Raw genomic sequence first — 26,046 nt, forward strand, 5'->3', positions numbered from 1 at the left:
CGGTGGGAGGCGCAGAGCGAGGGGGCAGCAATGGCGCAGGCCCGATGGCCGCGCATGCCGCGCGGCCGGCTCCGCAAAGGGCAGCATTTTAGGGCGGCGGCCCGAAGCGGGTGAAAAATGTCAGTGATTGCTCTTTATGAGATGCATGCAAACCATTCATGTCATGTGAGTGACATGCCTGCAGGCGATGGCCAGGATCCCAGCTGGCGATCCATGGCTTCATCCCCCGCGGCCAGGTACAGGCATCAGGGGCTGGCGCACCCGCTGCCGCCATGGCGTGGACAATGGCGTCATGGTTTTGCAACTGCATCTGTTCCCCTCGGCAGCGATTCCGGCACACGGGCTGCCGAACGCCTTCTGCGCGGCGCTGCCGGCGACGGAGCTGGCCCATGGCTGATCTGTTCACCCAGGAGCCCTCCGCACCACTGGCCGAAGCCCTGCGGCCCAAGACCCTGGACGAGGTCGTGGGCCAGTCCCATCTGCTGGGCGAGGGCAAGCCGCTGCGCCTGGCCTTCCAGTCAGGCAAGCCGCATTCCATGATCTTCTGGGGGCCGCCCGGCGTGGGCAAGACTACGCTGGCCCGGCTCACGGCCACGGCCTTCAAGTGCGAGTTCATTGCGCTGTCTGCGGTGTTCTCCGGGGTCAAGGACATCCGCGCGGCCATGGAGCAGGCGCAGCAGAACCTGGCCATGGGCCGGCACACCATCCTCTTCGTGGACGAGATCCACCGCTTCAACAAGTCCCAGCAGGATGCGCTGCTGCCCTATGCGGAAAGCGGGCTGGTCACCTTCATCGGCGCCACCACGGAGAACCCTTCCTTCGAGGTGAACTCGGCCCTGCTGTCGCGCGCGCAGGTCTATGTGCTGCAATCCCTGACCGACGATGAACTCCGGCAACTGCTGCTGCGGGCGCAGGAAAAGGCCCTGGGCGGCCTGGAGTTCGACGACCTGGCGCGGGACACCATCGTCGGCTATGCCGATGGCGATGCCCGGCGGTTCCTGAACCTGCTGGAGCAATGCCAGACGGCGGCCGGCGCTGCGGGCGTCACGCGGATCGATGCCGAGTTCGTGCAGAACGCGCTGACCTTGAATGCCAGGCGCTTCGACAAGGGCGGCGACAACTTCTACGACCAGATCTCGGCCCTGCACAAGTCCGTGCGCGGCTCCCATCCCGATGCGGCGCTCTACTGGCTCACGCGCATGCTCGATGGCGGGGCCGATGCGCGCTACCTGTCGCGGCGCATTGTGCGCATGGCCTGGGAGGATATCGGCCTGGCCGATCCGCGCGCCATGCAGATCGCCAACGACGCGGCCCTGACCTATGAGCGCCTGGGCAGCCCCGAGGGCGAGCTGGCGCTGGGCCAGGCCGTCATCTACCTGGCCATGGCCGCCAAGAGCAACGCCGGCTACAACGCCTACAACAAGGCCCGGGCCTTCGTGAAGCAGGACAGGAGCCGCGAGGTGCCCGTGCACCTGCGCAACGCGCCCACCAAGCTCATGAAGGAGCTGGGCTACGGCCATGAATACCGCTACGCGCACGACGAGCCCAACGCCTACGCGGCCGGCGAGACCTATCTGCCCGAAGGCATTGCGGAGCCGGGCTGGTACCAGCCCGTACCCCGGGGCCTGGAGATCAAGATCGGCGAGAAGCTGGCCGTGCTGCGCAAGTGGGACGAAGAGGCTGGCGGCGCATAGCCGAAGCCGGTGAGGGCAGGCCGGTGCCGGGGCTAGGCGCCCGGGCCGGGCTCCACGGCCACGTCCCGCGCGTGCAGGGGGGCGTTGCACTCCGAGCAGACGACCAGGGGGTCGAACGTGTGGCCGCACACCGTATGCCGGTGCAGCACGGGCCGGCCTTCCTCGCCGGACATGTGTACATCACCCCAGTGCACGATGGCCATGACCACGGGATGCAGGTCCAGCCCCTTGGGCGTGAGGCGGTACTCGTGCCGTACCGGCGCCTCCTGGTAGGCCACTTTCTTGAGCACGCCTGCCTCGACCAGCCTGGCCAGCCTGTCCGACAGCATGGGGCGTGAAATGCCCAGGCGTCCCAGGAATTCATCAAAACGGCGTACGCCCAGAAAGCAGTCGCGCAGCACCAGCAGCGTCCAGCGGTCGCCGATGACCGAGACCGTGCGTGCGATGGAGCAGCGCTCCTCTTCCAGTTCGTTCCATTTCATTGGGCAGTTCCCCGCTTGACGGGTTCTGACTTTAAACCTACCGTGCATTGAGTTCAAAAAATGAACTGACCAATCATCCACGGAGATCCCATGACCGACAAGAAAGCCATTCTCGTGATCGGCGCTGGCGACGCCACGGGCGGCGCCATCGCCCGGCGTTTTGCGCGCGAAGGCTATATCGCCTGCGTCACGCGCCGCGACGCGGACAAGCTCCAGCCCCTGGTCGAACAGATCCGCGCCGCCGGTGGCCAAGCCCATGGTTTTGGCAGCGACGCGCGCAAGGAAGAGGAAATGGTGGCCCTGGTGCAGAAGATCGAGGCCGAGATCGCACCCATCGAGGTCGCCGTCTTCAACATCGGCGCCAACGTGCGCTTCGGCATCACCGAGACCACGGCGCGCGTCTACTTCAAGGTCTGGGAGATGGCCTGCTTCGCCGGCTTCCTGATGGGGCGGGAGGCGGCCAGGGTGATGCTGCCGCGCGGCCGGGGCACCATCATCTTCACGGGCGCCACCGCCAGCCTGCGCGGGCGCGAGGGCTTTGCGGCGTTTGCCGGTGCCAAGCACGGCCTGCGTGCGCTGGCCCAGAGCATGGCGCGCGAGCTCTGGCCCAAGGGCATCCATGTGGCCCACCCCGTGATCGACGGCGCCATCGACACGGAGTTCATCCGAACCAACTTTCCCGAACGCTATGCCCTCAAGCAGCAGGACGGCATCCTCAATCCCGACCACATCGCCGACCTCTACTGGCAACTGCACCAGCAGCCGCGCGATGCATGGACGCATGAAACCGAAATCCGCCCCTGGATGGAGTCCTGGTAGGCCCTTCAGCCATTTGCGCCCCTTCAGCCGCTTCAGCCCCTTCGCTTCGATGTTCCATCCCATTTGATGCAGGCCGTGCCATGAAACCCAACGTGCAATTCCTCTTCGACTTCGGCAGCCCCAACGCCTATCTCTGCCACCAGGTCATCCCCGCAATCGAGGCGCGCAGCGGCATCCGCTTCGACTATGTGCCGGTCCTGCTGGGCGGCCTGTTCAAGCTGGCCAACAACCGCTCACCGGCCGAGGCGAATGCCGACATTCCCAACAAGCGCGCCTATGAGGCGCTGGAACTGCAGCGTTTCGTGCAAAGGCATGGGCTCATGCGCTTCCGGATGAATCCGCACTTTCCCGTCAACACCCTGCAAATCATGCGCGGGGCCGTGGCGGCGCAGGGCCTGGGCTGCTTCGAGCGCTATGTGGATGCGGTGTTCTCCAGCATGTGGGAGAAGGGCTGCAAGATGGACGATGCCCAGGTGATCGGCACCGAGCTGTCCGGGGCGGGCCTGGACGCCCCAGCCCTGATCGCCGCAAGCCAGACGCCCGAAGTCAAGGCCCGGCTGCTGGCAAATACCGAGCAGGCCTTCCACCGTGGCGCTTTCGGATCGCCCACCTTTTTTGTTGGCGACGAGATCTACTTCGGCAAGGACCGCCTGCGCGATGTGGAGGAAGAAGCGCTGCGGGCCTGAAGCCAGCCTCAGGCCGATCGCCCGTCGTAGCGCGTGATGCGCAGCGCCTCGGGGTCCACGCCTTCCAGGCAGCGCACGTTGACGGCCGCCATGTGCCGGCCCTGGGGATCGATGGCCTCGCCGAACGGATGGATGCCGCAGGTAGGGCAGAAGCGGTGCTGGATCAGGTGCCGGTGGAAGGTGTAGGTGCGCATCTGCTCCTCGGGCGTGCTCAGTTGCAGTTGTTCGCGGGGAACGAACCACATGAGCGCGCCCTTGCGTGCGCAGATGGAGCAGTTGCAGGCCATGACCTGGGTGAGTTCGCCTTCCACATCGAAAGCGATGCCGCCGCAGTGGCAGCTGCCGTGGTATTTCATCGGGGTTCTCCGTGGCCACCGCGGGCTGGCGGCACTGCCGTTGATGGTAGGAGTTCATGCTGGCTACGGCAAATTGCTGCAGTGCTACATAAGAGCGTTTGGCTTGTAAAGCCTCGGAAAACCCCCCTGCAACAAGGCGTTGCAGGCCACCGGGGGGTGCCTAGAATCGCCAATCCCCTGCGGTTTCCGGGCCACAAGCCAGGATGCGGCGGGAGAGCTTCCACCACCATGGCATTGCTGGCTCCGTTCGTTTGGATGCGAGGCACGCTGAATGTCTCCATCCTGGACTAAAGGGGAGAGCGCATATGGACATACTGCTTCAGCAGGTCATCAACGGATTGGTCCTGGGCAGCATGTACGCCCTGATCGCCCTGGGCTACACCATGGTGTACGGCATCATCCAGCTCATCAACTTCGCCCATGGCGAGGTGCTCATGGTCGGCGCGCTGACCAGCTGGAGCTGCATAGGCCTGATGCAGGAGGCCATGCCCGGTGCGCCGGGCTGGCTGATCCTGCTGCTGGCGACCGTGATCGCCTGCGTGGTGGCCGCGGCACTGAATTTCGTGATCGAGAAAGTGGCCTACCGCCGCCTGCGCAGCAGCCCGCGCCTGGCGCCGCTGATCACGGCCATCGGCGTCTCGCTGCTGCTGCAGACGCTGGCCATGATCATCTGGAAGCCCAACTACAAGGCCTATCCCACGCTGCTGCCGAGCACGCCCTTCGAGATCGGCACGGCGGTGATCACGCCCACCCAGATCCTGGTGCTGGTGGTCACGGCGATCGCGCTGGCATCGCTGACCTATCTGGTCAACTACACCAAGCTCGGGCGCGCCATGCGGGCCACAGCCGAGAATCCGCGCGTGGCGGCCTTGATGGGCGTCAAGCCCGACGTGGTGATCTCGGCCACCTTCATCATCGGCGCCGTGCTGGCGGCCATCGCGGGCATCATGTATGCCTCCAACTACGGCACGGCCCACCACACCATGGGCTTTCTGCCGGGGCTCAAGGCCTTCACGGCGGCCGTGTTCGGCGGCATCGGCAACCTGGCCGGCGCCGTGGTCGGCGCCATGCTGCTGGGGCTGATCGAGTCCATAGGCTCGGGCTACATCGGCGACCTCACGGGCGGCGTATTGGGCAGCCACTACACCGACATCTTCGCCTTCATCGTGCTCATCATCATCCTGACGCTGCGCCCCTCGGGCCTGCTGGGTGAGCGTGTGGCCGACCGCGCCTGAGGAGACCCGCATGAACAGCAAGAAGACCGTGCAATGGATTCTGGGCGGCCTGGCGCTGATGGTGCTGCCGCTGGTGCTGCAGTACTTCGGCAATGCCTGGGTGCGCATCGCCGACCTGGCCCTGCTCTATGTGCTGCTGGCACTGGGCCTGAACGTGGTGGTGGGCTATGCAGGCCTGCTGGACCTGGGCTACGTGGCGTTCTACGCCGTGGGCGCCTACATGTTCGCGCTGATGGCCTCGCCGCATCTGGCGGAGACCTTCGAGGGCTTTGCCGCCATGTTCCCTGACGGGCTGCATACCTCCATCTGGCTGGTGATACCGCTGGCGGCGCTGCTGGCGGGCATCACGGGAATACTGCTGGGCATCCCGGTGCTCAAGCTGCGCGGGGACTACCTGGCCATCGTCACGCTGGGCTTCGGCGAGATCATCCGCATCTTCATGAACAACCTGGACCAGCCGGTCAACATCACCAACGGCCCCAAGGGCATAGGCCAGATCGACTCGGTGAAGATTCTGGGCCTGGACCTGGCCAAGCGCCAGGAGATCTTCGGCTACGACATCAGCTCGGTCACGCTGTACTACTACCTGTTCCTCTTCCTGGTGCTCGTCAGCATCGTGATCTGCTGGCGCCTGCAGGACTCGCGCATCGGCCGCGCCTGGATGGCCATCCGCGAGGACGAGATCGCCGCCAAGGCCATGGGCATCAACACGCGCAACATGAAGCTGCTGGCCTTCGGCATGGGCGCTTCCTTCGGTGGTGTCTCGGGCGCCATGTTCGCGGCCTTCCAGGGCTTCGTCTCGCCCGAGTCGTTCAGCCTCATGGAGTCCATCATGATCGTGGCCATGGTGGTGCTGGGCGGCCTGGGCCATTTGCCGGGCGTGATCCTGGGGGCGGTGCTGCTGTCGGCCCTGCCCGAGGTGCTGCGCTATGTGGCCGGGCCTCTGCAGCAGATGACCGACGGGCGGCTTGACGCCTCCATCCTGCGCCAGTTGCTGATCGCGCTGGCCATGATCGTCATCATGCTGATGCGTCCGCGCGGCCTGTGGCCGTCGCCCGAGCATGGCAAGAACCTGCCGCACCAGTCCTGAGCATGGAGACAACGCAGATGGCGAACACGGCAGACAACGGCTCCACCTCCCCGGTGCTCAGGGTTTCGGGCATTTCCAAGCGCTTTGGCGGACTGCAGGCCCTGTCCGATGTGGGCATGACCATTGGCCGTGGCCAGGTCTACGGCCTGATCGGTCCCAACGGCGCGGGCAAGACCACTTTCTTCAACGTGATCACGGGCCTGTACACGCCCGACAGCGGCAGCTTCGAGCTGGCCGGCAAGGCCTACGAGCCCTCGGCCGTGCACAAGGTGGCCAAGGCTGGCATTGCGCGCACCTTCCAGAACATCCGGCTGTTTGCCGAGATGACGGCGCTGGAGAACGTGATGGTCGGGCGCCATGTGCGCACGCATTCGGGCCTGATCGGCGCGGTGTTCCGCACGCCCGGCTTCAAGGCCGAGGAAGCCGCGATTCGCGCGCGGGCCCGCGAACTGCTGGACTACGTGGGGATTTCCAAATACGCCGACTTCAAGGCCCGCACGCTGAGCTACGGCGACCAGCGCCGCCTGGAGATCGCGCGGGCGCTGGCCACCGACCCGCAACTGATCGCGCTGGACGAGCCTGCCGCCGGCATGAACGCCACCGAGAAGGTGCAGCTGCGCGAGCTGATTGACCGCATCCGCCGGGACCAGCGCACCATCTTGCTGATCGAACACGACGTGAAGCTGGTCATGGGCCTGTGCGATCGCGTCACCGTGCTCGACTATGGCAAGCCCATCGCCGAAGGCACGCCGGCCGAGGTGCAGAAGAACGACAAGGTGATCGAAGCCTATCTGGGCACCGGAGGACACTGAACCATGGGTGAGCAAGTGCAAGACAAGGGCGTGTCCGCGCCGGTGCTGTTGAAGGTCCAGGGACTGAAGGTGGCCTATGGCGGCATTCAGGCCGTCAAGGGCGTGGACTTCGAGGTCCGCCAGGGCGAGCTGGTCTCGCTGATCGGCTCCAACGGTGCGGGCAAGACCACGACCATGAAGGCCGTCACGCGCAGCCTGCAGATGGCGGATGGCGACGTGCACTACCTGGGTCGCAGCATCCGCAGCGTGGGCGCCTGGGATCTGGTGGCCCAGGGCCTGGTCATGGTGCCGGAGGGGCGCGGCGTGTTCGCGCGCATGACCATCACCGAGAACCTGCTCATGGGCGCCTACACGCGCAACGACAAGGCCGGCATTGCCGCCGACATCGAGCGCATGTTCGGCATCTTCCCGCGCCTGAAGGAGCGCCGCGACCAGCTGGCCGGCACCATGTCGGGTGGCGAGCAGCAGATGCTGGCCATGGCGCGCGCGCTGATGAGCCAGCCCAAGGTGCTGCTGCTGGACGAGCCCTCCATGGGCCTGTCGCCCATCATGGTGGACAAGATCTTCGAGGTGGTGCGCGATGTGCATGCGCTGGGCGTGACGCTGGTGCTGGTCGAGCAGAACGCCAGCCGTGCGCTGGCGCTGGCCGATCGCGGCTATGTGATGGAATCCGGCCTGATCACCATGACCGGGCCAGGCCAGACCCTGCTCAGCGATCCGCGCGTGCGGGCCGCCTACCTGGGCGAGTGAACTCCGGGGCAGCCGCCTGCGCACAGGTTGCTGGAATGTCCCGTGCCATCGACGGGATATGGCAAAAATATGACGATTTGATGAAGATTCATCGAATGCCCATCGATGCGGGATGTTGCGTATTGGTGCGATGAAGCAGGTTTTTCGAGAAAATTCGCGCAAAAAAGCAATTTTTGGAAAGAAATCGAAAAACCAGCTTCTGGCACTGCGGGCGCGATAATTCAGGCCTTCCAGCACCCGGGCGCACCTCACATGAACTGGCTCCAACACATCCCCGTCGGGCTGCAGACCGTGGTCCTGCTGGCCATGAGCAATGTCTTCATGACGTTTGCCTGGTATGGGCACCTGAAGAACCACGCCTCGTCGCCCTGGTACGTGGCAGCCCTTGTCAGCTGGGGCATTGCGCTGTTCGAGTACCTGCTGCAGGTGCCTGCCAACCGCATAGGCCACACGCAGTTCAGCGTGGCGCAGCTCAAGATCATCCAGGAGGTGATCACGTTGTCGGTGTTCGCGCCTTTTGCCGTGCTCTACCTGAACCAGCCCCTCAAATGGGACTTCCTCTGGGCCGGCCTGTGCATGGTGGGCGCGGTGTATTTTATTTTTCGCAGCGGCTGACAAGGCGGCGCGCCGGCGCGCAAAAACGCGCTTGGGACTCAAGGGTACACTTCGCCCCGTTCAAGCCGGGAAGCCATGCCAAGCATCCGCAATGTGACGCAGTGAGTCGCCTGGTTCCCACTTTTCCCGGTAAGGAGCATTCATGCTTTTTGGCAAACTATTGCCACGCGAAGGCAATTTCTTCGAGATGTTCAACCAGCATGCCGACCGCATCGTCGATGCCGCGCATGCCTTCTCGCAGCTTGTCGCCAACTACAACGATCCTCATCTTCGCGAGAAGTACAACGAGGACGTGAACAACGCCGAGCGTGCCGCCGACCGCGTGACGCATGACGTCACCAAGGCGCTGCACAAGACCTTCATCACGCCGCTGGACCGCGAGCACATCCACTCGCTGATCAACACCATGGACGACGTGGCCGACCTGATCCAGGACTCGGCCGAGACCATGGCGCTGTACGACGTGCGCCACATGACGGATGAGATCACGCGCCTGACCGACCTGTGCGTGCGCTGCTGCGAGCGGCTGCGCGATGCGGTCAAGCTGCTGTCGCGCATCTCCGATCCATCGGTGGTGGACGCGGCGATGAAGACCTGCGAGGAAATCGACCGCCTCGAATCGGACGCCGACCGCGTGATGCGCTCGGCCATGAGCAAGCTGTTCCGCGAAGAGCCCGATGTGCGCGAAGTCATCAAGCTCAAGGCCATCTACGAGCTGCTGGAGACGGTGACCGACCGCTGCGAGGACGTGGCCAACCTGATCGAGGGCATCGTCCTCGAGAATTCCTGAGCCCTCGCGGAGTCGTTTCGTTATGGAATCCGTACAAGCGGCCCTGTGGGTCGTGATCCTGCTGGTGGTGCTGGCCTTGCTGTTCGACTTCATGAACGGCTTCCACGATGCTGCCAACTCGATCGCCACCGTGGTCTCCACGGGCGTGCTCAAGCCCACGCAGGCCGTGGCCTTCGCGGCCTTCTTCAACGTGGTGGCGGTCTTTGTCTTCCACCTCAGCGTGGCGGCCACCGTGGGCAAGGGGATCGTCCAGCCCGGCATCGTGGACACACACGTGGTCTTCGGCGCCCTGGTCGGCGCCATTGCCTGGAACGTGATTACCTGGCACTACGGCATCCCCAGCAGCTCCTCGCATGCGCTGATCGGCGGCATCGTGGGCGCCGTGATCGCCAAGGCCGGCGCGGGCGCACTGATCGCCAGCGGCATCTGGAAGACCGTGGCCTTCATCTTCGTCTCGCCGCTGCTGGGCTACCTGCTGGGCTCGCTGATGATGGTGCTGGTGGCCTGGATCTGCCGCCGTGCTGCTCCCAACCGGGTGGACCGCTGGTTCCGCCGGCTGCAGCTGGTCTCCGCCGGCGCCTACAGCCTGGGCCACGGCGGCAATGATGCGCAAAAGACCATCGGCATCATCTGGCTGCTGCTGATCGCCACCGGCTATGCCAATGCCGGCGACGCGGAGCCGCCGCTGTGGACCATCGTCAGCTGCTACCTGGCCATCGGCCTGGGCACCATGTTCGGCGGATGGCGCATCGTCAAGACCATGGGCCAGAAGATCACCAAGCTCAAGCCTGTGGGCGGCTTCTGCGCAGAAAGCGGCGGCGCGCTGACGCTGTTCTTCGCGACCTTCCTGGGCGTGCCGGTCTCGACCACGCACACCATCACGGGCGCCATCGTCGGCGTGGGCTCCACCCAGCGTGCCAGCGCCGTGCGCTGGGGCGTTGCAGGCAACATCGTCTGGGCCTGGGTGCTGACGATTCCTGCCAGCGCCTTCGTGGCATCGATTGCCTACTGGATCAGCCTCCAGCTGTATTGAGCTAGAGCCATCGCTAAAAAGAAAGACCGCCAATGGCGGTCTTTCTTTTTAGGAGAGGCATTGCGCATCACTGGGAAATCTTGCGCGCTTCCTCCACCTGGTGCTCGAAGTAGTGCTGGAAGCTGTAGGCAATGCTGGCCATGAGCACGGCGGCACCCAGCATCAGGGACAGCGCAATGGCAAAGATGGTTGACCAGCCCGTGCGCCCGGCCTGCGCCTGCACGTCAATGCCGGGGTTGTGGCGCCGGTTCCAGGCTTCGGTGTCGGTCAGCCCGTAGAGGATGGCACGCAGCGCGCAGCCGGCGATGGTGAAGCCCAGCAGCGGAATCAGCAGCCAGCTGAGCTGGTCGTCCTGCCCCAGTTGCTGGACGCGCTCGATGCCGTACACGCCCAGTGCCGTGGGCACGGGCAGCAGCCAGCCCAGCCAGTCGCCAAAGCCATGCAGATAGAAGCGATGCAGCCCCAGCGGCCCGCCGACAAAGGCCAGCCAGGTCGTCAGGGTCTTGCTTTTGGAGCGCGGAGCCCCCTGCTGTGCTTGAGTGGGCTGAGGCAATGGCGTGCTGGGTCGGTTCATGCACCCATTATTCGGGCGAACTGCGGTTGCCGTCTCCCAGGGTCTTCTCCATGAGAACGATGTCCAGCCAGCGGCCGAACTTCCATCCCATGGAGCTCAGCGTGCCCGCCGGGGTGAAGCCCGCAGCACGGTGCACGCCGATGGAGCCGGCATTGGCCGAGTCACCGATCACCGCCAGCAGCTTGCGCACGCCGGCCGCCTCGCATTCGCGCGACAGCGCATCGAGCAGCAGTCGGCCCACGCCCTGGCCGCGCGCCGCGTCATGCACGTAGATGGAATCCTCGGCGGAGAAGCGATAGGCCGGGCGCGGCTTGAACCAGTTGGCGTAGGCAAAGCCCAGCACCTGGCCCTGTTCGTCCACGGCGACCAGATAGGGCAGGCCCTTGGCCAGCACGTCCGCGCGGCGCGTTGCCATGTCCGATTCGGCAGGGGGATCGGTCTCGAACGTGCCCGTGCCGTGCAGCACGTGGTGGCGGTAAATGGAGGTGATGGCGGCGAGATCGCCGTCCAGGCTTGAGCGAATGGTAGGCATGGAAAGGGAAGTTGGATATAATCGCTGGTTTTACGGCGTGTCGCTGGCCGGGTGGCCATGTCGCGTGTCTCAAACGCCGCAAAACATGTGCAGCCATTCATTGTCTAGTTAATTGTGTGGTGGCTGCGCCCACCCGAAGGAAAATCATGGTCGTCATTCGACTCTCTCGCGGCGGTTCCAAGGCCCGTCCGTTCTACAACATCGTTGCCGCCGACAAGCGCGTGCGTCGCGATGGTTCGTTCATCGAACGCCTGGGCTTCTACAACCCCAACGCCCGTGGCGGCGAAGAGGGTCTGCGCGTTGCTCTGGACCGCGTGAACTACTGGAAGGGCGTTGGCGCGCAGGCTTCCGAGACCGCAGAGCGCCTGATCAAGCAGGCCACCCAGAAGACTGCTGCCTAATTCAGCATCCCTTCTGAAATCGGGTTCCGTTGGCTTGTCTGACGGAGCCCGTTTTTGTTTTCCCCTCTGGATCGCCTTGCACGGATCTGCAACGATCTGCATTGACTGTCCATCTACTGCCTACCGACTGCCATGAGCCACATGCCTGAACTCGAAGCCAGCGTCCTGCCTGCCGATGCCGTGGAGGTCGGGCGCATCGCCGATGCCTGGGGCATCAAGGGCTGGTTCAAGGTGGCCGCCTTCAGCGCCGACCCCGAGGCCCTGTTCACCGCAAAGCAGTGGTATCTGCAGCCCCCCGAGAAGGGTGCGCGGCAGTTCACCGGTACGGTGCTGCTGCCGGTCAAGCAGGCGCGCGTCCACTCCGATTCCGTCGTCGCCACATCGCCTGTCGTGAACGACCGCAATACCGCCGAGGCCCTGCGTGGCGCGCGCATCTTCGTGGCGCGCAGCGATTTCCCGCAGCCCGAAGATGGCGAGTATTACTGGGTCGATCTGCTGGGCCTGTCCGTGGTCAACCGCGAGGGCGTGGCCCTGGGCGTCGTCCGCGACCTGCTGTCCACCGGCCCGCAGACCGTGCTGGTGCTGGCCTATGAAGAGGATGGCAAGGAGCGCGAGCGCATGATTCCCTTTGTCGATGCCTATGTGGACAAGGTGGATCTGCCGGGCAAGACCATCGTTGCCGACTGGCAGCCCGACTATTGATCGCCGACCTCCATGCGCTTCGACATCATCACGCTGTTCCCCGAGCTGTTCACGCCGTTTCTTGAAAGCGGCGTCACGCGCCGTGCCTATGCCTCGGGCCAGGTCGGCGTGCACCTGTGGAATCCGCGCGACCATGCCCAGGGCAACTACCGGCGCGTGGACGATCGCCCCTTTGGCGGCGGTCCGGGCATGGTGATGATGGCCGAGCCGCTGCAGCGCTGCCTTGAGACGGTGCAGCAGGCGCGCCGCGATGCCGGCGAGCCCGGGCCGGCTCCCGTGGTGCTGTTCTCGCCGATCGGCACCACGCTGCGCCATGCCGTGGTGGCCGACTGGGCGCAGGGGCAGGGCGCAATCTTGCTGTGCGGCCGCTACGAGGGCCTGGACCAGCGCTTCATCGATACCCATGTCACGCACCAGTTGAGCCTGGGCGACTTCGTGCTGTCTGGCGGCGAGATCGCTGCCATGGCCATGCTGGATGCCGTCGCACGGCTGCAGCCCGGCGTGCTCAATGACGAAGGCAGTTTCCAGCAGGACAGCTTCAATCCGGCGCTCGACGGCCTGCTCGATTGCCCGCACTACACCCGCCCCGAAGTCTGGGAAGGGCGGGAAGTGCCGGCGCCACTGTTGTCCGGCCACCACGCGCAGATCGAGCGCTGGCGCCGCGACCAGCGCCTGTCCATCACGGCCAGGCACCGGCCCGAGCTGATAGAGCAGGCGCGCGCCCAGGGCCTGCTCAACGCCAAGGACGAGGGGTTTTTGGCAAAAAACGTCTCCGGGCTATAATCCGCGATTATTCGATCCTCTATCCGGCCGCTGCTACGAACAAAGCAGCCATGGCGCCAATCCCGGCGCTTGCCAATCCTGGCGCGGACAAGATCGATTGGATGTTGACCATGAATCTGATCCAGATCCTCGAGCAAGAGGAAATCGCCCGTCTGAACAAGACCATCCCCCAGTTCGCCCCCGGTGACACCGTCATCGTGAGCGTGAACGTGGTCGAAGGCAGCCGCAAGCGCGTGCAGGCTTACGAAGGCGTGGTGATCGCCAAGCGCAACCGTGGCCTGAACAGCGGCTTCACCGTGCGCAAGATCTCCAGCGGTGAAGGCGTGGAGCGTACGTTCCAGACCTACTCGCCCCTGATCGCCGGCATCGAAGTCAAGCGTCGCGGTGATGTGCGTCGTGCCAAGCTGTACTACCTGCGCGAGCGCAGCGGCAAGTCGGCCCGCATCAAGGAAAAGCTGCCGTCGCGTGTCAAGGTTTCTGCCGAAGCCTAAGCACCTGCGTCACAGCTGGAAAGCCGCTACAGTCGCCTGTAGCGGCTTTTTTGTTGTCCGGCCGTTGCCCATCACAAGCCTTCATTCGTGTCCTCACTGCCTGATACCGCCATTCCCGTGCCGACCGGTGGCCCAGCATCCGCAGCCGTGCCGTCGATCGCCGACCCGCGCATGGCGCAACTGATTGGCAAGGACAGCCACCTGCCTGCCGTGCCCCCCGAAGCCCGCACGCCCGAGGCCCTGCGCCAGCGCTTTGCGCTGCCGCCCCAGTGGGCTCCCGAGGTGGTGCGTGAGAAGCGCTTCAGCGATCGCCAGCCCACCGATGCCGCCGTGCTCGTGCCCATCGTGCTGCGCCCCGAACCCACGGTGCTGCTGACCGAGCGCACGGCCCACCTGTCCACGCATTCGGGGCAGGTGGCATTTCCGGGCGGCAAGCGCGATCCGGAGGATGCCTCTGCCCAGGCCACGGCCCTGCGCGAGGCGCATGAGGAAGTGGGACTGGCCGCCAGCGATGTGCAAGTGCTGGGCACGCTGCCCATCTACATCACGGGCACGGCCTTCCTGATCACGCCGGTGGTGGCCCTGGTCGATCCCCGGGCGCACCTCAATCCCAATCCCTATGAAGTGGCGGATGTGTTCGAGGTGCCGCTGGCCTTCCTGCTCGATCCTGCCAACCATGAGCGCCACTCCATGGTCTGGAACGGCGTGCCGCGCGAATGGTTTGCAATGCCCTACCAGGATGGTGATCGCCAGCGCTACATCTGGGGCGCCACGGCCGGCATGCTGCGAAATCTTTACCGATTCCTGTCGGCCTGATGCCCGGATCGCGGGCCGTGCCATCCCAGGGTCACTGACCTGTCTGCATGCGCCAGTATGATGGCCGGATGAGTTTCTTTGCCATTCTGATCGCCTTGCTGATCGAGCAGGCGCGCCCGTTGACGCCGGCCAATCTCGTGCACACAGGCTACAGGGCCTGGACGGTTTCGGTGCGCCGCAACTTCGATGCCGGCCAGGCGCACCATGGCTGGCTGGCCTGGACCGTGGCGGTGGCATTGCCCTGCGTGCTGGTGACGGGCATCTACCTGCTGCTGCTGTGGGGCGTGGGCTGGCCGCTGGCCATGGTCTGGAATGTGGCCGTGCTCTATGTGACGCTGGGCTTTCGCCAGTTCAGCCACCACTTCACACGCATCCGCGATGCGCTGGATGCAGGCGATGAGTATGCCGCGCGCGAGGCGCTGGCTCACTGGCAGCAGGTCGATGCCAGCGAGGTGCCGCGCAGCGAGGTCGTGCGCCATGTGATCGAGTACTCCGTGCTGGCCGCGCATCGCCATGTGTTTGGCGTTCTGTTCTGGTTCTCTGCGCTGGCAGCGCTGGGGCTGGGCCCGCTCGGCGCCGTGTTCTACCGAATGACCGAGCACCTGTCGCGCTCCTGGTCGCGCAAGGGCCTGGTGGGCGGCACCCAGGTCAGTCCCCAGTTGCAGCACACCTCCCGGCTGGCCTGGACCGTGATCGACTGGTTGCCTGCACGGTTGACGGCGCTGTCCTTTGCCGTGGTCGGCAGCTTCGAGGAAGCCATCGAAGGCTGGCGCTTCCATGCCCAGCGCTTTCCCAACGACAACGATGGCGTGATCCTGGCCGCCACCTCGGGTGCCATCAACGTGCGCCTGGGCGGCGAGGCACTCAAGCGCCGCGAAGGCATCTCGGTGACCCGCGATGACGGCGAGGAGATCGATCTCGATGTGGACAGCGAAGCCACGCCCGGCCGCGAGCCCGAGATCGGCCATCTGCGCAGCGTGGTCGGCCTGGTCTGGCGTTCGGTCGTGGTCTGGCTGCTGCTGCTGGCCCTGCTGTCGCTGGCGCGTTTGCTGGGCTGATCGCTGCGCCGCAGGAGGCGACTCATGCCTGTCTTGCCAGGCAGCAGCCCGCCCTTCCTGATGCAGCCGGGTCGTTGTTTTGAGGAGGTCAGTACTTCTGCGCCTGGCTCAATTCATCGAACAGCTCGGCGTAGATGTAGTAGCGGTTCGCGCTGATGTCGTGGTCGGCATCCATTCCTGTTTCCTCGTCTTCCACGCGCGGCATGACGGCGCATCCCGGCTCGTGCAGGTGGGTGCAGTTGTAGAACTTGCATTCCTGCGCGTGGGCGCCGATGTCGGGCATGCAGCGGGGCAGGTCCGTGGGCTCTATGTGGCGCAGGCCGAATTCCTGGAAGCCCGGTGAGTCGATCAGCGCCGTGGTGCGCTCTTCGTCCATCCAGTACCAGCTGGTCGTGGTGGTCGTGTGCTTGCCGGAGTTCAGCGCCTGCGAGATCTCGTTGGTGGCCGCGCGTGCGCCGGGCACCAGCAGGTTGATCAAGGTGCTTTTGCCCGAGCCGGACGGGCCCAGGACCAAGGTGGCCTTGCCCTTGAGGTGTTGCATCAGCAACTGCCGGTCGGCCTCGCCTTGGTTGGCCAGCGACAGCGACAGCACCTCGTAGTGCGGCGTTTCCTGGCCCAGGTACATCTCGCGATAGGGCTTCAGGCGCTCCCAGGCATCGGCGAAGGGCTCGGCCAGGTCACGCTTGTTCAGGGCGATCAGGGGCTTGATGTGGGTGGCTTCGGCGGTGATGAGGGCACGGGCCAGCTGGCTTTCGGAGAACACCGGCTCGGCCGCGATCAGGATCAGCACCTGGTCGATGTTGGCCGCAAAGGACTTGGTGCGTATCTCGTCCTGGCGGTAGAACAGGTTGCGCCGTTCCAGCACCTTCTCTATGGTGCCTTCCTCGCCCTGGCCGGCGGGTGGCAATTGCCAGCGCACGCGGTCGCCGACCACGGTCTGGCTCTTCTTGCCGCGCGGATGGCAGATGTGGCGTGCGCCTTCTTCGGTCTCGACCACGCAGTGGCGGCCATGGCTGGAGACGACCAGGCCTTCTCGCAATGCGGAGCGCTCAGCCATGGGATGCCGGGGTGGGATTCATGGACGCTCCAGCAGCGCATCGATGCGCCGGGCGCACTCGATGTCGGTGGACGAGATGCCGTTCACGTCATGCGTGTTCAGGCGCACACCGCAACGGCCGTAGCTCACGGTCAGATCGGGGTGGTGGTCCTGCTGGTGGGCGATCAGGGCCAGCGCGTTCACGAAGGCCATGGTCTCGTAGTAATTGGCAAAGGCGTAGCTCTTGGCGATGGCATCGCCATCGAGCTGCCAGCCCGGCAGGGCCGCCAGTGCGGTGCGCAATTCGTCCGGCGTCAGCGCGCGGCGCTGCTGCGTGGACCAGTCCTGTTGTTGCAAGCGTTGTGTGCTCATGGTGGATGTGAAAGGGTCAGGTCGGAGAAGGCATGCGCGCCAGCCGGGCGAGGGCGGGCGGATGCGAGTAGTAAAAGCCCACGTACCAGGGATCGGGCGTGAGCGTTGAAGCATTGTCCTCGTACAGCTTGAGCAGTGCCGAGGCCAGATGGGCGCCGCTGGCCTGTTGCATGGCATAGGCATCGGCTTCGAACTCGTCGCGGCGCGACAGGGCCGAGAATAGCGGGGTGACAAAGAAGCTGAACACCGGCACGGCCAGCAGGAACAGCAGCAGTGCCACGGCCTCGTTGCCGGCGCCTATCCCGCCATGGCCCAGCGCAAGGTCAAGACCCGGGCGGACGCCCAGGCCCAGGTAGAACCACAGCTGCTGCGACAGCCAGCCCAGCAGTGCGAAGCCGGCCAGGCTGGCGGCGAACATCAGCAGCATGCGCTTGAGGATGTGGCGGTGCTTGAAGTGGCCCAGTTCGTGCGCGAGCACGGCCTCCACCTCGTCGGCGTCGAGCTGCTTGAGCAAGGTGTCGAAGAACACCACGCGCTTGGAATGGCCGAAGCCCGTGAAATAGGCGTTGGCATGGGCCGAGCGGCGGCTGCCATCCATCACGAACAGGCCTTTGGCCGTGAAGCCGCAGCGCTGCATCAGCGCGCTCACGCGCTCCTTGAGCGTGCCTTCAGCCAGCGGTTCGAACTTGTTGAACAGCGGTGCGATGAAGGTCGGAAAGATCCACATCAGCAGCAGGTTGAACGCCGTCCACACGGCCCAGGCCCACAGCCACCACAGGTCGCCGGCCGAGCCCATGAGCCACAGGATCAGCGCCGCCAGGGGAAGGCCAATGGCCGTGCCCATGGCGGTAGACTTGATGGCATCGGTCAGCCACAGCCGCAGCGTCATCTGGTTGAATCCAAAGCGCTGCTCCAGCACAAAGGTCTGGTAGAGCGACAGCGGCAGCTCCACCAGCCCGGAGATCAGTGCAAAGCCGGCCAGCAGTGCCAGTTGCTGCCACAGGCCGGCGCCCATCAGTTCCAGCAGCCACTGGTTGAGCGCGTCGAGCCCGCCCAGCAGCGTCCATGCGAGAAGCACCACGGCGCCCAGCGTCATCTCGATCAGGGCGATGCGGGCCTTGGCCAGCGTGTAGTCGGCGGCCTTTTGATGGGCCGCGAGGCTGATGCGTTGCGCAAAGGCCTCAGGCACCTCGGCCCGATGGCGGGCCACATGGCGGACCTGGCGCGAGGCCAGCCAGGCGCGCAGCAGCCACTGGGCGAGCACGGCTGCGGCAAACAGCAGGGACAGCGTCGAGGAAAAATCGGGGTTGAAGGCCATGTGGCCGCAGTGTAGGCGACAATTTGGGCCATGTCCGAAGCCTCCGAAGCCGCCAGCGCTTGCATTCCCGTCCCCGCCGAACCCGGCACGCCCATCACCCTGGCCAAATCCGATCTCAACCTCGTCTGGCTCGACTGCGAGATGACCGGGCTGCAGCCCGATACCGATCGCATCATCGAGATCGCCGTGGTCGTCACCAGTCCGGACCTGGCCATTCGCATCGAAGGGCCGGTATTTGCCATCCATCAGGCAGATGCGCTGCTCGATGGCATGGATGCCTGGAACAAGGGCACGCATGGCAGGAGCGGCCTGATCGATCGCGTCAAGGCATCGACCATCAGCGAGGCCGATGCGGAGGCTGCGCTGATCAAGTTCCTCTCGCAGTACGTTCCCAAGGCCAAGGCCCCGCTGTGCGGCAACAGCATCGGGCAGGACAGGCGCTTCATGGAGCGCTACATGCCCAAGCTCAACAACTTCTTCCACTACCGCAATGTCGATGTCAGCACCCTCAAGGAACTGGCCAGGCGCTGGAAGCCCGACGCCTATGCATCCTTCAAGAAGGCCCAGCGCCACACCGCACTGGCCGATGTGCATGAGTCCATCGATGAACTGGCGCACTACCGCGCGCGCCTGCTGAGTGTCTGAATCTGGCGGCCCCGGCCATTTTTTGTGCCAGGGGCTTGCGGGAAAACCCGGGGAGTGCGACAATCTACAGCTTGCCCCCATCAACAAGGGGCAATTTGCACATCTCCATCACACAAGGGCCCCTGCGCTGTGTGTCTGCGGTCGGTGTCCATAGACCACCATGAAGGCTTTCATGGATGGCGGGACCACCGGTTTCGGACCAGCCGAAAATGCCCATCCGCCCTTTTGCGAAGGGCCGGTTAAGTCTGACGGTGGATGTTGACCCAACCGTCGAGAAAAGCGTGCCAGATCGCTGACTGCGCGTGCTTTTCGTTAGAGCCATTCATGAACGATATCTCTCAAGAGCAGGGCATCATTGCCGCTGCCGATTCCTCTTTTGCTTCCTCCGCTGAAGCATCTTCCGTGCTGAACGCCGCCGTTGCCAGCGCCGAGCAGGCCGCCGAATCCCTGGCCGCCGCCGAAGTCGTGGAAATCGCCGAAGGCGCCGAGGCTGTTGAAGCAGCCCCCGAACTGCCCAATGCCTTCATCGAGCTGGGCCTGGCTGAAGAGCTGGTCCGTGCCGTTGCCGATCTGGGCTACACCCAGCCCACGGCCGTGCAGGCGCAAGCCATTCCCCTGGCCATGGGCAGCGATGACCAGGCCTTCATCGACCTGATGGTGTCCAGCCAGACCGGCTCGGGCAAGACCGCTGCCTTCCTGCTGCCCGTGCTGCACACGCTGATCCAGCAAAAGGCTGACGAAGAAGCCGCCATCCGCGCCGAATATGACCGCCAGTGCGCCGAAGCAACGGCCAGCGGCCAGCCCACGCCCAAGCGCAACAAGCGCAAGGACCCCACGAATCCCCGCAACTTCAAGGCAGCCGTTCCCGGCGCCCTGATCCTGTGCCCCACGCGCGAACTGGCACAGCAGGTGGCGCATGACGCCATCGAGCTGGTCAAGCATTGCCGCGGCATCCGCATCGCCAACGTGGTGGGCGGCATGCCCTACCAACTGCAGATCGCCAAGCTGCAGAACGCCAACCTCGTGGTGGCCACTCCCGGCCGTCTGCTGGACCTGCAGCGCTCGATGCAGATCAAGCTCGACCAGGTTCAGTTCCTGGTGGTGGACGAAGCCGACCGCATGCTGGACCTGGGCTTCTCGGACGATCTGGCCGAAGTCAACGACCTGACGGCACAGCGCAAGCAGACCATGATGTTCAGCGCCACCTTCGCGCCCCGCATCCAGCAACTGGCCATGCGCGTGATGCATGACGGCGGCTCCGGCGTGAAGAAGGTCACCATCGACACGCCTCAGGAAAAGCACGCCAGCATCAAGCAAGTGCTGTTCTGGGCCGACAACTCCCAGCACAAGCGCAAGCTGCTGGACCACTGGCTGCGCGACACCACGATCAACCAGGCCATCGTTTTCGCATCGACCCAGGTCGAGTGCGACGGCCTGGCCAATGACCTGCAGCAAGACGGCTTCTCCGCCGTGGCACTGCACGGCGCTCTGAGCCAGGGCCTGCGCAACCGCCGCCTGATGGCGCTGCGCAGCGGTCAGGTGCAGGTACTGGTGGCTACCGATGTGGCGGCACGCGGCATTGACGTGCCCTCCATCACCCACGTCTTCAACTACGGCCTGCCCATGAAGGCAGAGGACTACACCCACCGTATCGGCCGCACGGGCCGTGCCGGTCGCGACGGTGTGGCCGTCACGTTCGCGGAATTCCGTGACCGTCGTCGCATTTTCGATATCGAGGCCTACAGCCGCCAGCAATTCAAGGCCGAAGTGATTCCTGGCCTGGAACCTGCACAGCGCGCACCCAGCAGCAACGAAGGCCGTGGTGGCCGTCGTGGCGGCGGTGGTTTTGAAAGCCGTGGCGGCGATCGCCGTGGTGCCGGCGGCGGTGGCCGTGGCGGTTTCGGTGGTGATCGTGGCTTTGGCGGCGATCGCGAGCGCAGCTTCGGTGATCGCGGTGGCGATCGTGGCTTCGGCGCACGCCGTGATTCCGAAGGCTATGGCCGCAAGGCTGGCTTCGGTGGCTTTGGCGGTGGCCAGCGCGAAGGCGGCTTCGGCCAGGGCCAAGGTCAGCGCGAAGGCGGCTACAGCCAGGCTCCGCGTGAAGGCGGCTACAGCCAGGCCCCGCGCGAAGGCGGCTTTGGCCGTGGCGGTGAAGGCCGTGGCTTCAGCGGCGACCGTGGTGCTCCGCGTGGCGGCGATCGCCGTGACGGCGCTCCCCGCGAAGGCGGCTTCCGTGGTGCATCCGGCGAGTCGCGCGGCTTTGGCGGTGGCGAATCCCGTGGCGGCTTCGGCGGCGGCGAGCGCCGTCCTGCCTTCGGCAAGAGCGCTCCCAAGCCTTACTCGCCCCAGGGCGGTGATCGCAAGCGCGTCGTGCGCTGATCGATCTCGGCATTGCATGCAGACCGGCCCTTCGGGGCCGGTTTTTTTTCGGCCATCTGCGTCCTCGCGTGGTGCGGCCTGTCCTTGATGGTGCAGAACCTGCTGTCTGGCGGGCTCTGTGACTGCCATAATCGCGGCGCGGAGGTGCCCTGTGGAGTCTTTGATCGCGTCCAGTGTGGATTTTGAACACATGTTCGAACTGGCCCCCGTCTCGCTATGGCTGGAGGACTACAGCGCGCTCAAGCGGCTGCTCGACCAGTGGCGTGCACAGGGCGTGACCGATCTGCAGGCGCATTTCCTGGCCCACCCTCAGGCGCTGCAGCAGTGCAGCGCGGCGCTCAAGGTGGTGCGCGTCAACCAGCGCACGCTGGATCTGTTCGGCGCCAGTGATCAGCAGACCTTTCTTGCCAGCCTGGGCCAGGTGTTCCGCGATGACATGCACGCGGGTCTGGTCTGCGAGCTGGAGGATCTGTGGCAAGGCTCTCTGAGCTTTGCCAACCGCACCGCCAACTACACGCTGGACGGGCGACGGCTCGATGTGCAGATCCGTGGCCGCATCCTGCCCGGTCATGAAGCGCTTTGGGACTGCGTGCTGGTGTCGCTGGAAGACGTGACGGCCGAGATGCGCAGCGCGCGCCAGCTGCACCGCAGCGAACAGTACTCGCGCGACCTGTTCGAGTACTCGCCCGTGTCGCTGTGGGTCGAGGATTTCAGCGCCATCAAGCGCCTGCTCGACGATGTGCGCGCCCAGGGCATCAGCGACTTCGCCACCTTCCTCAAGGTGCACCCGGAATTCGTCTCGCGCTGCATGCAGGAGATTCGCGTCGTGGACGTGAACCGCCAGACGCTGCGCATGTTCGGCGCCACCGACAAGCTGCAACTGCTGAGCCGGCTGGGCCGCATCTTCCGTGACGAGATGATCGACTCCTTTGCCGATCAGTTGCAGGACCTTTGGAGCGGCAAGCTCGTGCAGCACCGCGAAGTGGTGAACTACGCCCTGTCAGGCGACGCTCTGCACATCCACATGCAGCTGGCCGTGCTCGATGGCCATGCCGATGACTGGGGGCTGGTGCTGCTGTCGCTGGTGGACATCACGGCGCGCAAGAAGGCTGAGGCCTACCTCGAATACCTGGGCAAGCACGATGTGCTGACCCAGTTGCGCAATCGCGCCTTCTATATCGAGGAACTCAATCGCCTGGCACGCAAGGGGCCCTGGCCGCTGGCGGTGATTGCCATCGACATGAATGGCCTCAAGGAGGCCAATGACGAGCATGGCCATGCCGCAGGCGACGACATGCTGCGCCGCGTGGGCGAAGTGCTGACCAAGGCCGTGGATGCGCCTGCCTGCGCGGCGCGCATAGGCGGCGACGAATTCATGGTGCTTTTGCCGGCTTCGGACGAGCGCGGCGCCGAGGCGGTCAAGGAGCGCATCCTCTCGCTGCTGGAGCTCAACAACCAGTTCTATCCGGGCCAGGCGGTCAGCCTGTCCATGGGCGTGGCCTGCTGCGATTCGGGCAGCCAGGTCGAGGCCACCGTCTCGCGCGCCGACCAGGCCATGTATGCCGAAAAGGCGCGCTACTACAAGGAAAGAATGCTGGACCGCCGCGCGGGCCGCGCTTAGCGGTCTTGCACCGCAGTGCCTGTCAGGCCTCCGAGGCGTGCCGCCCGATTTCGGGCCAGCGGTGGTGCAGGTAGATCCAGGACGCCAGCCCGATCAGCATCATGCTGATCGAGCCAAGGGCCAGCAGTACGGTCGAATGCATCACCAGCGGTGCAATCATGCCGGCCACGATGCCATTGGCCGTGGAGCCGACCACGGCCTGCAGCGATGAAGCCAGGCCGCGCCGCTCCGGGTGGATGTCCAGCACCAGCAGCGTGACCACGGGCACCATCATGGCCCAGCCGAAGGCGAACACCCCCACGGGAATCAGCGCCCAGCTCACGTGGGCGGGCCAGATCAGGTTGGCGACCAGGTTGATGATGGACACGACGAACATGATCAGAAAGCCATGTCGGATCTGGTGCTTGGGCGGAATGCGCCCGGCCAGATGGCCGCTCACCCATGCGCCGCCCATGATTCCCGAGATCGAGATCACGAAGAACCAGAAGAACTGCTGCGGCTGCAGGTGCAGCAGGTCGCCCAGGAAGGCGGGCGCCGACAGCACATACAGAAACATGCCGTTGAACGGCACACCGCTGGCAAAGGCCAGCAGCACAAAGCGCGGATCGCTGCACAGCTCCTTGTAGCCGTGCATCAGAGGCTTGAAGCGGAAGGGCTGGCGCTGCGCCTGTGGCAGGGATTCCGGCAGGAATCGCCAGTTGATGCCCCACAGCAGCACGCCCACCAGGGTCAGGAACCAGAACACTGCCGCCCAGCCCAGATGTATGAACAGCCAGCCGCCCATCACAGGGGCCAGGGCTGGCGCGATGCCAAAGAAGATGGTGATCTGCGCCATCACGCGCTGAGCCTGGGCGGGTGGAAACAGGTCGCGCACCACGGCGCGCGACACCACGATGCCGGCACCCGTGGACAGGCCCTGCAACGCGCGAAACAGCACCAGCTGCGTGATGTTCTGCGACAGCGCACAGCCCGCCGATGCCAGCGTGAATACGGCCAGCCCCCACAGCACCACGGGGCGGCGGCCAAAGCTGTCGGCCATGGCGCCGTGGAAAAGGTTCATGAAGGCAAAGCCGAACAGATAGGCCGACAGCGTCTGCTGCATCTGCAGCGGCGTGGCGTTCAGGGCCTGGGCGATGCCGGAGAAGGCGGGGATGTAGGTATCGATCGAGAACGGCCCCAGCATACCCAGGATGGCAAGCAGGACGGCCAGGGCCCAGCGCGGGCCCTGCCAGAGCGGGGAAACATTTTGTGGCATGCAGGCGAGGCGGTTGTACGTTGCGGGAGACCGCAGGCGCAGAAAAAGGCCGCGCGCCCTTGCGCCTGCGGCAGGGTGACACTGTAGCGGCTTGGCTGGAATCCGGTGTGACGGATGGCTTGGCGAATGACCTGGGCGACGGATGGATTGATAGTTTGTATCTAAATGATGTAAATATCGATAGAATTTATCTTTTTCGCCAGCATGCACAGGTCCGCCGTGGGGTGGATGGCATGGTTCTGGGTGCTTTCGCCAAGGATCTTTCATGATTGTTTCTCGCCGCACGTTGATATCGGGTCTGGCTCCGGCTGCGTTGCAACTGACTGTCGGCGCTGCCTGGTCCAAGGGTCGCCGACTGCAGCTCTCGGCGGCCTATGGCGATGGCATCTTCCACACGCAGAACCTGCGCAACTTCGCGGCGCGCGTGGGTGCCGATACCCAGCAGGCGCTGGAGATCGATGTGGTTTCCAACTCGGCGCTCAAGCCCATGGCGCAGGTGCTTCCTGCGCTCAAGCGCAATGACCTCCAGTTCGGCGAAGTGCTCATGTCGTCCTGTGCGGATATCCACCCGCTGCTGGCCATGGACTCGCTGCCTTTCATGGTGCGTGGCTTTGACGAGGCCGCGCGCCTGTGGCAGTTGACCCGCCCTGTGCTGCAGGAGTTCTTGCTGGCCCAGCAGGGGGCGCGCCTGCTGTTTGCCGTGCCCTGGCCGGCGCAGGGTCTCCTGAGCCGGCGCCCGGTCCACAGCATCGCGGATCTCAAGGGCCTCAGGCTGCGTGTGCAAAGCGATGCGACCAAGCGGTTGGCCGAGCTCTGGGGGGCGCAGCCGGTGGTGATTGCCGTGGGCGATCTGGGTGCCGTTGTGGAGCAAGGTGGCATCGATGCCATGATTACCTCCAGCGCCACGGGCGCCGACATCCAGGCCTGGAAGGCCATGAAGGTGTTTCTGGATATCAAGGCCTGGATTCCCAAGAACATGCTTTGCGTCAGCGAACTTGCCTGGAGGGGCTTCACCGAGCCTGAGCGCCAGGCCATCGGCCGCGCTGCCGAGTCGGCTGAAAAAGAGGGCTGGGCGCTGGCCCAGCAGGCCGATGAGCTGGGCAAGAAGATCCTTGCCGACAACAAGGTATCCGTGGCCGCGCCTTCGGCGGATCTGCGCCACATGCTGGATTTGATGGGGGAGCGCTTTGGCCGGGAGTGGGTGGCCAAGGCTGGCAGCAGCAATATGTCTGTGCTGATGGAATACAACAAGAAAAGGCACTGAGCGCTGTCGCGCCGAGTGCCTTGTTCTGGGTGTTGGTGGTGGGCCCTGAGTGATTCGAACACTCGACCAACGGATTAAGAGTCCGCTGCTCTACCAGCTGAGCTAAGAGCCCACGTATTTCTGCGTGGATGCCTGATGAGATCAGGCAAAAAATTCTTGGTGGGCCCTGAGTGATTCGAACACTCGACCAACGGATTAAGAGTCCGCTGCTCTACCAGCTGAGCTAAGAGCCCCCTCGGGTATTCCGAAGGAATCAGCCTGGATGAATCCAGGCTGAAAAGGAATTTTTGGTGGGCCCTGAGTGATTCGAACACTCGACCAACGGATTAAGAGTCCGCTGCTCTACCAGCTGAGCTAAGAGCCCCAAAAACAAGTCTGCGCTGCAAACGAGACCGCAATTATGCGGCATTTTTTGTGCGCTTGCAGGAAGACGCGCC

29 protein-coding genes and 3 tRNA genes are annotated in these 26,046 nt (G+C 64.6%); 21 read left to right on the plus strand and 11 right to left on the minus strand.

Features of this window, described 5'->3' with window-relative positions; translation table 11 throughout:
* Positions 1-389: 389 nt before the first annotated feature.
* Positions 390-1,694, plus strand: a complete 1,305-nt coding sequence (locus DA1_RS00800) for a replication-associated recombination protein A (protein WP_012207157.1) — start codon at positions 390-392, stop codon at positions 1,692-1,694.
* A 32-nt stretch (positions 1,695-1,726) separates the two neighbouring features.
* Here DA1_RS00800 and DA1_RS00805 read toward each other — a convergent pair whose 3' ends face one another.
* Entirely contained in the window at positions 1,727-2,176 is a 450-nt protein-coding gene (locus DA1_RS00805; protein ID WP_034396776.1) for a winged helix-turn-helix transcriptional regulator, read from the minus strand.
* 90 nt (positions 2,177-2,266) lie between these two features.
* Between DA1_RS00805 and DA1_RS00810 the strand changes: the two genes are divergently transcribed.
* Both DA1_RS00810 and DA1_RS00815 read left to right on the plus strand, forming a co-directional pair.
* A complete protein-coding gene (locus tag DA1_RS00810) occupies positions 2,267-2,995 on the plus strand; it encodes an SDR family oxidoreductase (RefSeq protein WP_034396773.1) in 729 nt (242 codons plus the stop codon).
* Between the two features lie 80 nt (positions 2,996-3,075).
* Positions 3,076-3,681: a 2-hydroxychromene-2-carboxylate isomerase gene (locus DA1_RS00815; RefSeq protein ID WP_034396771.1), complete on the plus strand. Its 606-nt coding sequence runs from the start codon at positions 3,076-3,078 to the stop codon at positions 3,679-3,681.
* Between the two features lie 8 nt (positions 3,682-3,689).
* Here the strand turns inward: DA1_RS00815 and DA1_RS00820 are convergent, their stop codons facing one another.
* Complete coding sequence (locus DA1_RS00820) at positions 3,690-4,037, minus strand: GFA family protein (RefSeq protein WP_034396769.1); 348 nt, start codon at positions 4,035-4,037, stop codon at positions 3,690-3,692.
* Positions 4,038-4,342: 305 nt separating this feature from the next.
* Here DA1_RS00820 and DA1_RS00825 point away from each other — a divergent pair, with 305 nt between their 5' ends.
* The 7 genes from DA1_RS00825 (at position 4,343) to DA1_RS00855 (ending at position 10,362) form a co-directional block, all read left to right on the plus strand.
* On the plus strand, positions 4,343-5,272 hold the full coding sequence (locus tag DA1_RS00825) for a branched-chain amino acid ABC transporter permease (RefSeq protein WP_012207152.1): 930 nt from the start codon (positions 4,343-4,345) through the stop codon (positions 5,270-5,272).
* 10 nt (positions 5,273-5,282) lie between these two features.
* Positions 5,283-6,362 (plus strand): ABC transporter permease subunit, encoded by a 1,080-nt coding sequence (locus DA1_RS00830; RefSeq protein WP_013800924.1) that lies wholly within the window; start codon positions 5,283-5,285, stop codon positions 6,360-6,362.
* Positions 6,363-6,379: 17 nt separating this feature from the next.
* Complete coding sequence (locus DA1_RS00835) at positions 6,380-7,174, plus strand: ABC transporter ATP-binding protein (RefSeq protein WP_012207150.1); 795 nt, start codon at positions 6,380-6,382, stop codon at positions 7,172-7,174.
* Between the two features lie 3 nt (positions 7,175-7,177).
* Complete coding sequence (locus tag DA1_RS00840; protein WP_155294317.1) at positions 7,178-7,924, plus strand: ABC transporter ATP-binding protein; 747 nt, start codon at positions 7,178-7,180, stop codon at positions 7,922-7,924.
* Between the two features lie 252 nt (positions 7,925-8,176).
* Entirely contained in the window at positions 8,177-8,539 is a 363-nt protein-coding gene (locus DA1_RS00845) for a DMT family protein (RefSeq protein WP_012207148.1), read from the plus strand.
* Positions 8,540-8,681: 142 nt separating this feature from the next.
* Positions 8,682-9,329: a DUF47 domain-containing protein gene (locus tag DA1_RS00850; protein WP_012207147.1), complete on the plus strand. Its 648-nt coding sequence runs from the start codon at positions 8,682-8,684 to the stop codon at positions 9,327-9,329.
* A gap of 22 nt (positions 9,330-9,351) precedes the next feature.
* Entirely contained in the window at positions 9,352-10,362 is a 1,011-nt protein-coding gene (locus DA1_RS00855) for an inorganic phosphate transporter (protein WP_012207146.1), read from the plus strand.
* Between the two features lie 67 nt (positions 10,363-10,429).
* Here DA1_RS00855 and DA1_RS00860 read toward each other — a convergent pair whose 3' ends face one another.
* Positions 10,430-10,936, minus strand: coding sequence for a TM2 domain-containing protein (locus DA1_RS00860; protein ID WP_034396766.1), 507 nt, complete (start codon positions 10,934-10,936; stop codon positions 10,430-10,432).
* Between the two features lie 7 nt (positions 10,937-10,943).
* Positions 10,944-11,468, minus strand: a complete 525-nt coding sequence (locus tag DA1_RS00865; RefSeq protein ID WP_013800927.1) for a GNAT family N-acetyltransferase — start codon at positions 11,466-11,468, stop codon at positions 10,944-10,946.
* Positions 11,469-11,614: 146 nt separating this feature from the next.
* Here DA1_RS00865 and rpsP point away from each other — a divergent pair, with 146 nt between their 5' ends.
* The 6 genes from rpsP (at position 11,615) to DA1_RS00895 (ending at position 15,719) form a co-directional block, all read left to right on the plus strand.
* Positions 11,615-11,869, plus strand: coding sequence for a 30S ribosomal protein S16 (rpsP, locus tag DA1_RS00870; RefSeq protein WP_012207143.1), 255 nt, complete (start codon positions 11,615-11,617; stop codon positions 11,867-11,869).
* A gap of 132 nt (positions 11,870-12,001) precedes the next feature.
* Entirely contained in the window at positions 12,002-12,571 is a 570-nt protein-coding gene (gene rimM, locus DA1_RS00875; protein ID WP_013800928.1) for a ribosome maturation factor RimM, read from the plus strand.
* A 12-nt stretch (positions 12,572-12,583) separates the two neighbouring features.
* Positions 12,584-13,354: a tRNA (guanosine(37)-N1)-methyltransferase TrmD gene (trmD, locus tag DA1_RS00880; protein WP_034396764.1), complete on the plus strand. Its 771-nt coding sequence runs from the start codon at positions 12,584-12,586 to the stop codon at positions 13,352-13,354.
* A 110-nt stretch (positions 13,355-13,464) separates the two neighbouring features.
* Complete coding sequence (rplS, locus tag DA1_RS00885) at positions 13,465-13,845, plus strand: 50S ribosomal protein L19 (RefSeq protein WP_013800930.1); 381 nt, start codon at positions 13,465-13,467, stop codon at positions 13,843-13,845.
* Between the two features lie 87 nt (positions 13,846-13,932).
* The gene (locus tag DA1_RS00890) at positions 13,933-14,661 is read left to right on the plus strand and encodes a CoA pyrophosphatase (protein ID WP_034396762.1); all 729 of its coding nucleotides are present in this window, start codon (positions 13,933-13,935) and stop codon (positions 14,659-14,661) included.
* A 68-nt stretch (positions 14,662-14,729) separates the two neighbouring features.
* Complete coding sequence (locus DA1_RS00895) at positions 14,730-15,719, plus strand: CobD/CbiB family protein (protein ID WP_034398910.1); 990 nt, start codon at positions 14,730-14,732, stop codon at positions 15,717-15,719.
* An 88-nt stretch (positions 15,720-15,807) separates the two neighbouring features.
* Here the strand turns inward: DA1_RS00895 and rsgA are convergent, their stop codons facing one another.
* From rsgA to DA1_RS00910, 3 genes are read right to left on the minus strand one after another with little or no spacing between them, the layout of a single operon-like run.
* Positions 15,808-16,776: a ribosome small subunit-dependent GTPase A gene (rsgA, locus tag DA1_RS00900; protein ID WP_034396760.1), complete on the minus strand. Its 969-nt coding sequence runs from the start codon at positions 16,774-16,776 to the stop codon at positions 15,808-15,810.
* Between the two features lie 18 nt (positions 16,777-16,794).
* Positions 16,795-17,127 carry a 4a-hydroxytetrahydrobiopterin dehydratase gene (locus tag DA1_RS00905; RefSeq protein ID WP_034396758.1) on the minus strand — a complete coding sequence of 111 codons (333 nt, stop codon included), beginning with the start codon at positions 17,125-17,127 and terminating at the stop codon, positions 16,795-16,797.
* 16 nt (positions 17,128-17,143) lie between these two features.
* Complete coding sequence (locus tag DA1_RS00910) at positions 17,144-18,445, minus strand: M48 family metallopeptidase (protein ID WP_034396756.1); 1,302 nt, start codon at positions 18,443-18,445, stop codon at positions 17,144-17,146.
* A gap of 30 nt (positions 18,446-18,475) precedes the next feature.
* On the opposite strand from DA1_RS00910, the gene orn reads away from it, so the two are divergent.
* From orn to DA1_RS00925, 3 genes are all read left to right on the plus strand, one after another.
* Positions 18,476-19,090: an oligoribonuclease gene (orn, locus tag DA1_RS00915; RefSeq protein ID WP_034396754.1), complete on the plus strand. Its 615-nt coding sequence runs from the start codon at positions 18,476-18,478 to the stop codon at positions 19,088-19,090.
* A 324-nt stretch (positions 19,091-19,414) separates the two neighbouring features.
* Entirely contained in the window at positions 19,415-21,469 is a 2,055-nt protein-coding gene (locus DA1_RS00920; RefSeq protein ID WP_034396752.1) for a DEAD/DEAH box helicase, read from the plus strand.
* 151 nt (positions 21,470-21,620) lie between these two features.
* Positions 21,621-23,090: a sensor domain-containing diguanylate cyclase gene (locus DA1_RS00925; protein WP_332840448.1), complete on the plus strand. Its 1,470-nt coding sequence runs from the start codon at positions 21,621-21,623 to the stop codon at positions 23,088-23,090.
* Positions 23,091-23,112: 22 nt separating this feature from the next.
* On the opposite strand, the gene DA1_RS00930 is transcribed toward DA1_RS00925, so the two are convergent.
* Positions 23,113-24,345 (minus strand): multidrug effflux MFS transporter, encoded by a 1,233-nt coding sequence (locus tag DA1_RS00930; protein ID WP_034396748.1) that lies wholly within the window; start codon positions 24,343-24,345, stop codon positions 23,113-23,115.
* Positions 24,346-24,365: 20 nt separating this feature from the next.
* Between DA1_RS00930 and DA1_RS30185 the strand changes: the two genes are divergently transcribed.
* On the plus strand, positions 24,366-24,614 hold the full coding sequence (locus tag DA1_RS30185) for a hypothetical protein (RefSeq protein WP_155294316.1): 249 nt from the start codon (positions 24,366-24,368) through the stop codon (positions 24,612-24,614).
* Complete coding sequence (locus tag DA1_RS00935) at positions 24,611-25,609, plus strand: TRAP transporter substrate-binding protein (protein WP_034396746.1); 999 nt, start codon at positions 24,611-24,613, stop codon at positions 25,607-25,609. Before DA1_RS30185 ends, DA1_RS00935 begins: the two co-directional genes overlap by 4 nt.
* Positions 25,610-25,645: 36 nt before the next feature.
* Here the strand turns inward: DA1_RS00935 and DA1_RS00940 are convergent.
* The 3 genes from DA1_RS00940 to DA1_RS00950 form a co-directional block, all read right to left on the minus strand.
* Positions 25,646-25,721, minus strand: a tRNA-Lys gene (locus DA1_RS00940).
* A 45-nt stretch (positions 25,722-25,766) separates the two neighbouring features.
* Positions 25,767-25,842: transfer RNA gene (locus tag DA1_RS00945), tRNA-Lys, on the minus strand.
* A 55-nt stretch (positions 25,843-25,897) separates the two neighbouring features.
* Positions 25,898-25,973, minus strand: a tRNA-Lys gene (locus DA1_RS00950).
* Between the last annotated feature and the right edge of the window lie 73 nt (positions 25,974-26,046).

Origin of the sequence: Delftia acidovorans NBRC 14950, from assembly GCF_001598795.1 — a bacterium.
GTDB lineage: Bacteria > Pseudomonadota > Gammaproteobacteria > Burkholderiales > Burkholderiaceae_C > Comamonas > Comamonas acidovorans.

Bases quoted from the DNA above. Each gene is read 5' to 3' on its own strand.
- DA1_RS00830 (WP_013800924.1), top strand. From the start codon at position 5,283: ATGAACAGCAAGAAGACCGTGCAATGGATTCTGGGCGGCCTGGCGCTG.
- DA1_RS00920 (WP_034396752.1), top strand. From the start codon at position 19,415: ATGAACGATATCTCTCAAGAGCAGGGCATCATTGCCGCTGCCGATTCC.
- DA1_RS00935 (WP_034396746.1), top strand. From the start codon at position 24,611: ATGATTGTTTCTCGCCGCACGTTGATATCGGGTCTGGCTCCGGCTGCG.
- DA1_RS00895 (WP_034398910.1), top strand. From the start codon at position 14,730: ATGAGTTTCTTTGCCATTCTGATCGCCTTGCTGATCGAGCAGGCGCGC.
- DA1_RS00910 (WP_034396756.1), bottom strand. From the start codon at position 18,445: ATGGCCTTCAACCCCGATTTTTCCTCGACGCTGTCCCTGCTGTTTGCC.
- DA1_RS00810 (WP_034396773.1), top strand. From the start codon at position 2,267: ATGACCGACAAGAAAGCCATTCTCGTGATCGGCGCTGGCGACGCCACG.
- DA1_RS00855 (WP_012207146.1), top strand. From the start codon at position 9,352: ATGGAATCCGTACAAGCGGCCCTGTGGGTCGTGATCCTGCTGGTGGTG.
- trmD (WP_034396764.1), top strand. From the start codon at position 12,584: ATGCGCTTCGACATCATCACGCTGTTCCCCGAGCTGTTCACGCCGTTT.
- DA1_RS00840 (WP_155294317.1), top strand. From the start codon at position 7,178: ATGGGTGAGCAAGTGCAAGACAAGGGCGTGTCCGCGCCGGTGCTGTTG.
- DA1_RS00905 (WP_034396758.1), bottom strand. From the start codon at position 17,127: ATGAGCACACAACGCTTGCAACAACAGGACTGGTCCACGCAGCAGCGC.
- rsgA (WP_034396760.1), bottom strand. From the start codon at position 16,776: ATGGCTGAGCGCTCCGCATTGCGAGAAGGCCTGGTCGTCTCCAGCCAT.
- DA1_RS00820 (WP_034396769.1), bottom strand. From the start codon at position 4,037: ATGAAATACCACGGCAGCTGCCACTGCGGCGGCATCGCTTTCGATGTG.
- DA1_RS00800 (WP_012207157.1), top strand. From the start codon at position 390: ATGGCTGATCTGTTCACCCAGGAGCCCTCCGCACCACTGGCCGAAGCC.
- DA1_RS00815 (WP_034396771.1), top strand. From the start codon at position 3,076: ATGAAACCCAACGTGCAATTCCTCTTCGACTTCGGCAGCCCCAACGCC.
- rpsP (WP_012207143.1), top strand. From the start codon at position 11,615: ATGGTCGTCATTCGACTCTCTCGCGGCGGTTCCAAGGCCCGTCCGTTC.
- DA1_RS00825 (WP_012207152.1), top strand. From the start codon at position 4,343: ATGGACATACTGCTTCAGCAGGTCATCAACGGATTGGTCCTGGGCAGC.
- DA1_RS00860 (WP_034396766.1), bottom strand. From the start codon at position 10,936: ATGAACCGACCCAGCACGCCATTGCCTCAGCCCACTCAAGCACAGCAG.
- DA1_RS00930 (WP_034396748.1), bottom strand. From the start codon at position 24,345: ATGCCACAAAATGTTTCCCCGCTCTGGCAGGGCCCGCGCTGGGCCCTG.
- rimM (WP_013800928.1), top strand. From the start codon at position 12,002: ATGAGCCACATGCCTGAACTCGAAGCCAGCGTCCTGCCTGCCGATGCC.
- DA1_RS00835 (WP_012207150.1), top strand. From the start codon at position 6,380: ATGGCGAACACGGCAGACAACGGCTCCACCTCCCCGGTGCTCAGGGTT.
- orn (WP_034396754.1), top strand. From the start codon at position 18,476: ATGTCCGAAGCCTCCGAAGCCGCCAGCGCTTGCATTCCCGTCCCCGCC.
- DA1_RS00850 (WP_012207147.1), top strand. From the start codon at position 8,682: ATGCTTTTTGGCAAACTATTGCCACGCGAAGGCAATTTCTTCGAGATG.
- DA1_RS00865 (WP_013800927.1), bottom strand. From the start codon at position 11,468: ATGCCTACCATTCGCTCAAGCCTGGACGGCGATCTCGCCGCCATCACC.
- DA1_RS00805 (WP_034396776.1), bottom strand. From the start codon at position 2,176: ATGAAATGGAACGAACTGGAAGAGGAGCGCTGCTCCATCGCACGCACG.
- DA1_RS00845 (WP_012207148.1), top strand. From the start codon at position 8,177: ATGAACTGGCTCCAACACATCCCCGTCGGGCTGCAGACCGTGGTCCTG.
- rplS (WP_013800930.1), top strand. From the start codon at position 13,465: ATGAATCTGATCCAGATCCTCGAGCAAGAGGAAATCGCCCGTCTGAAC.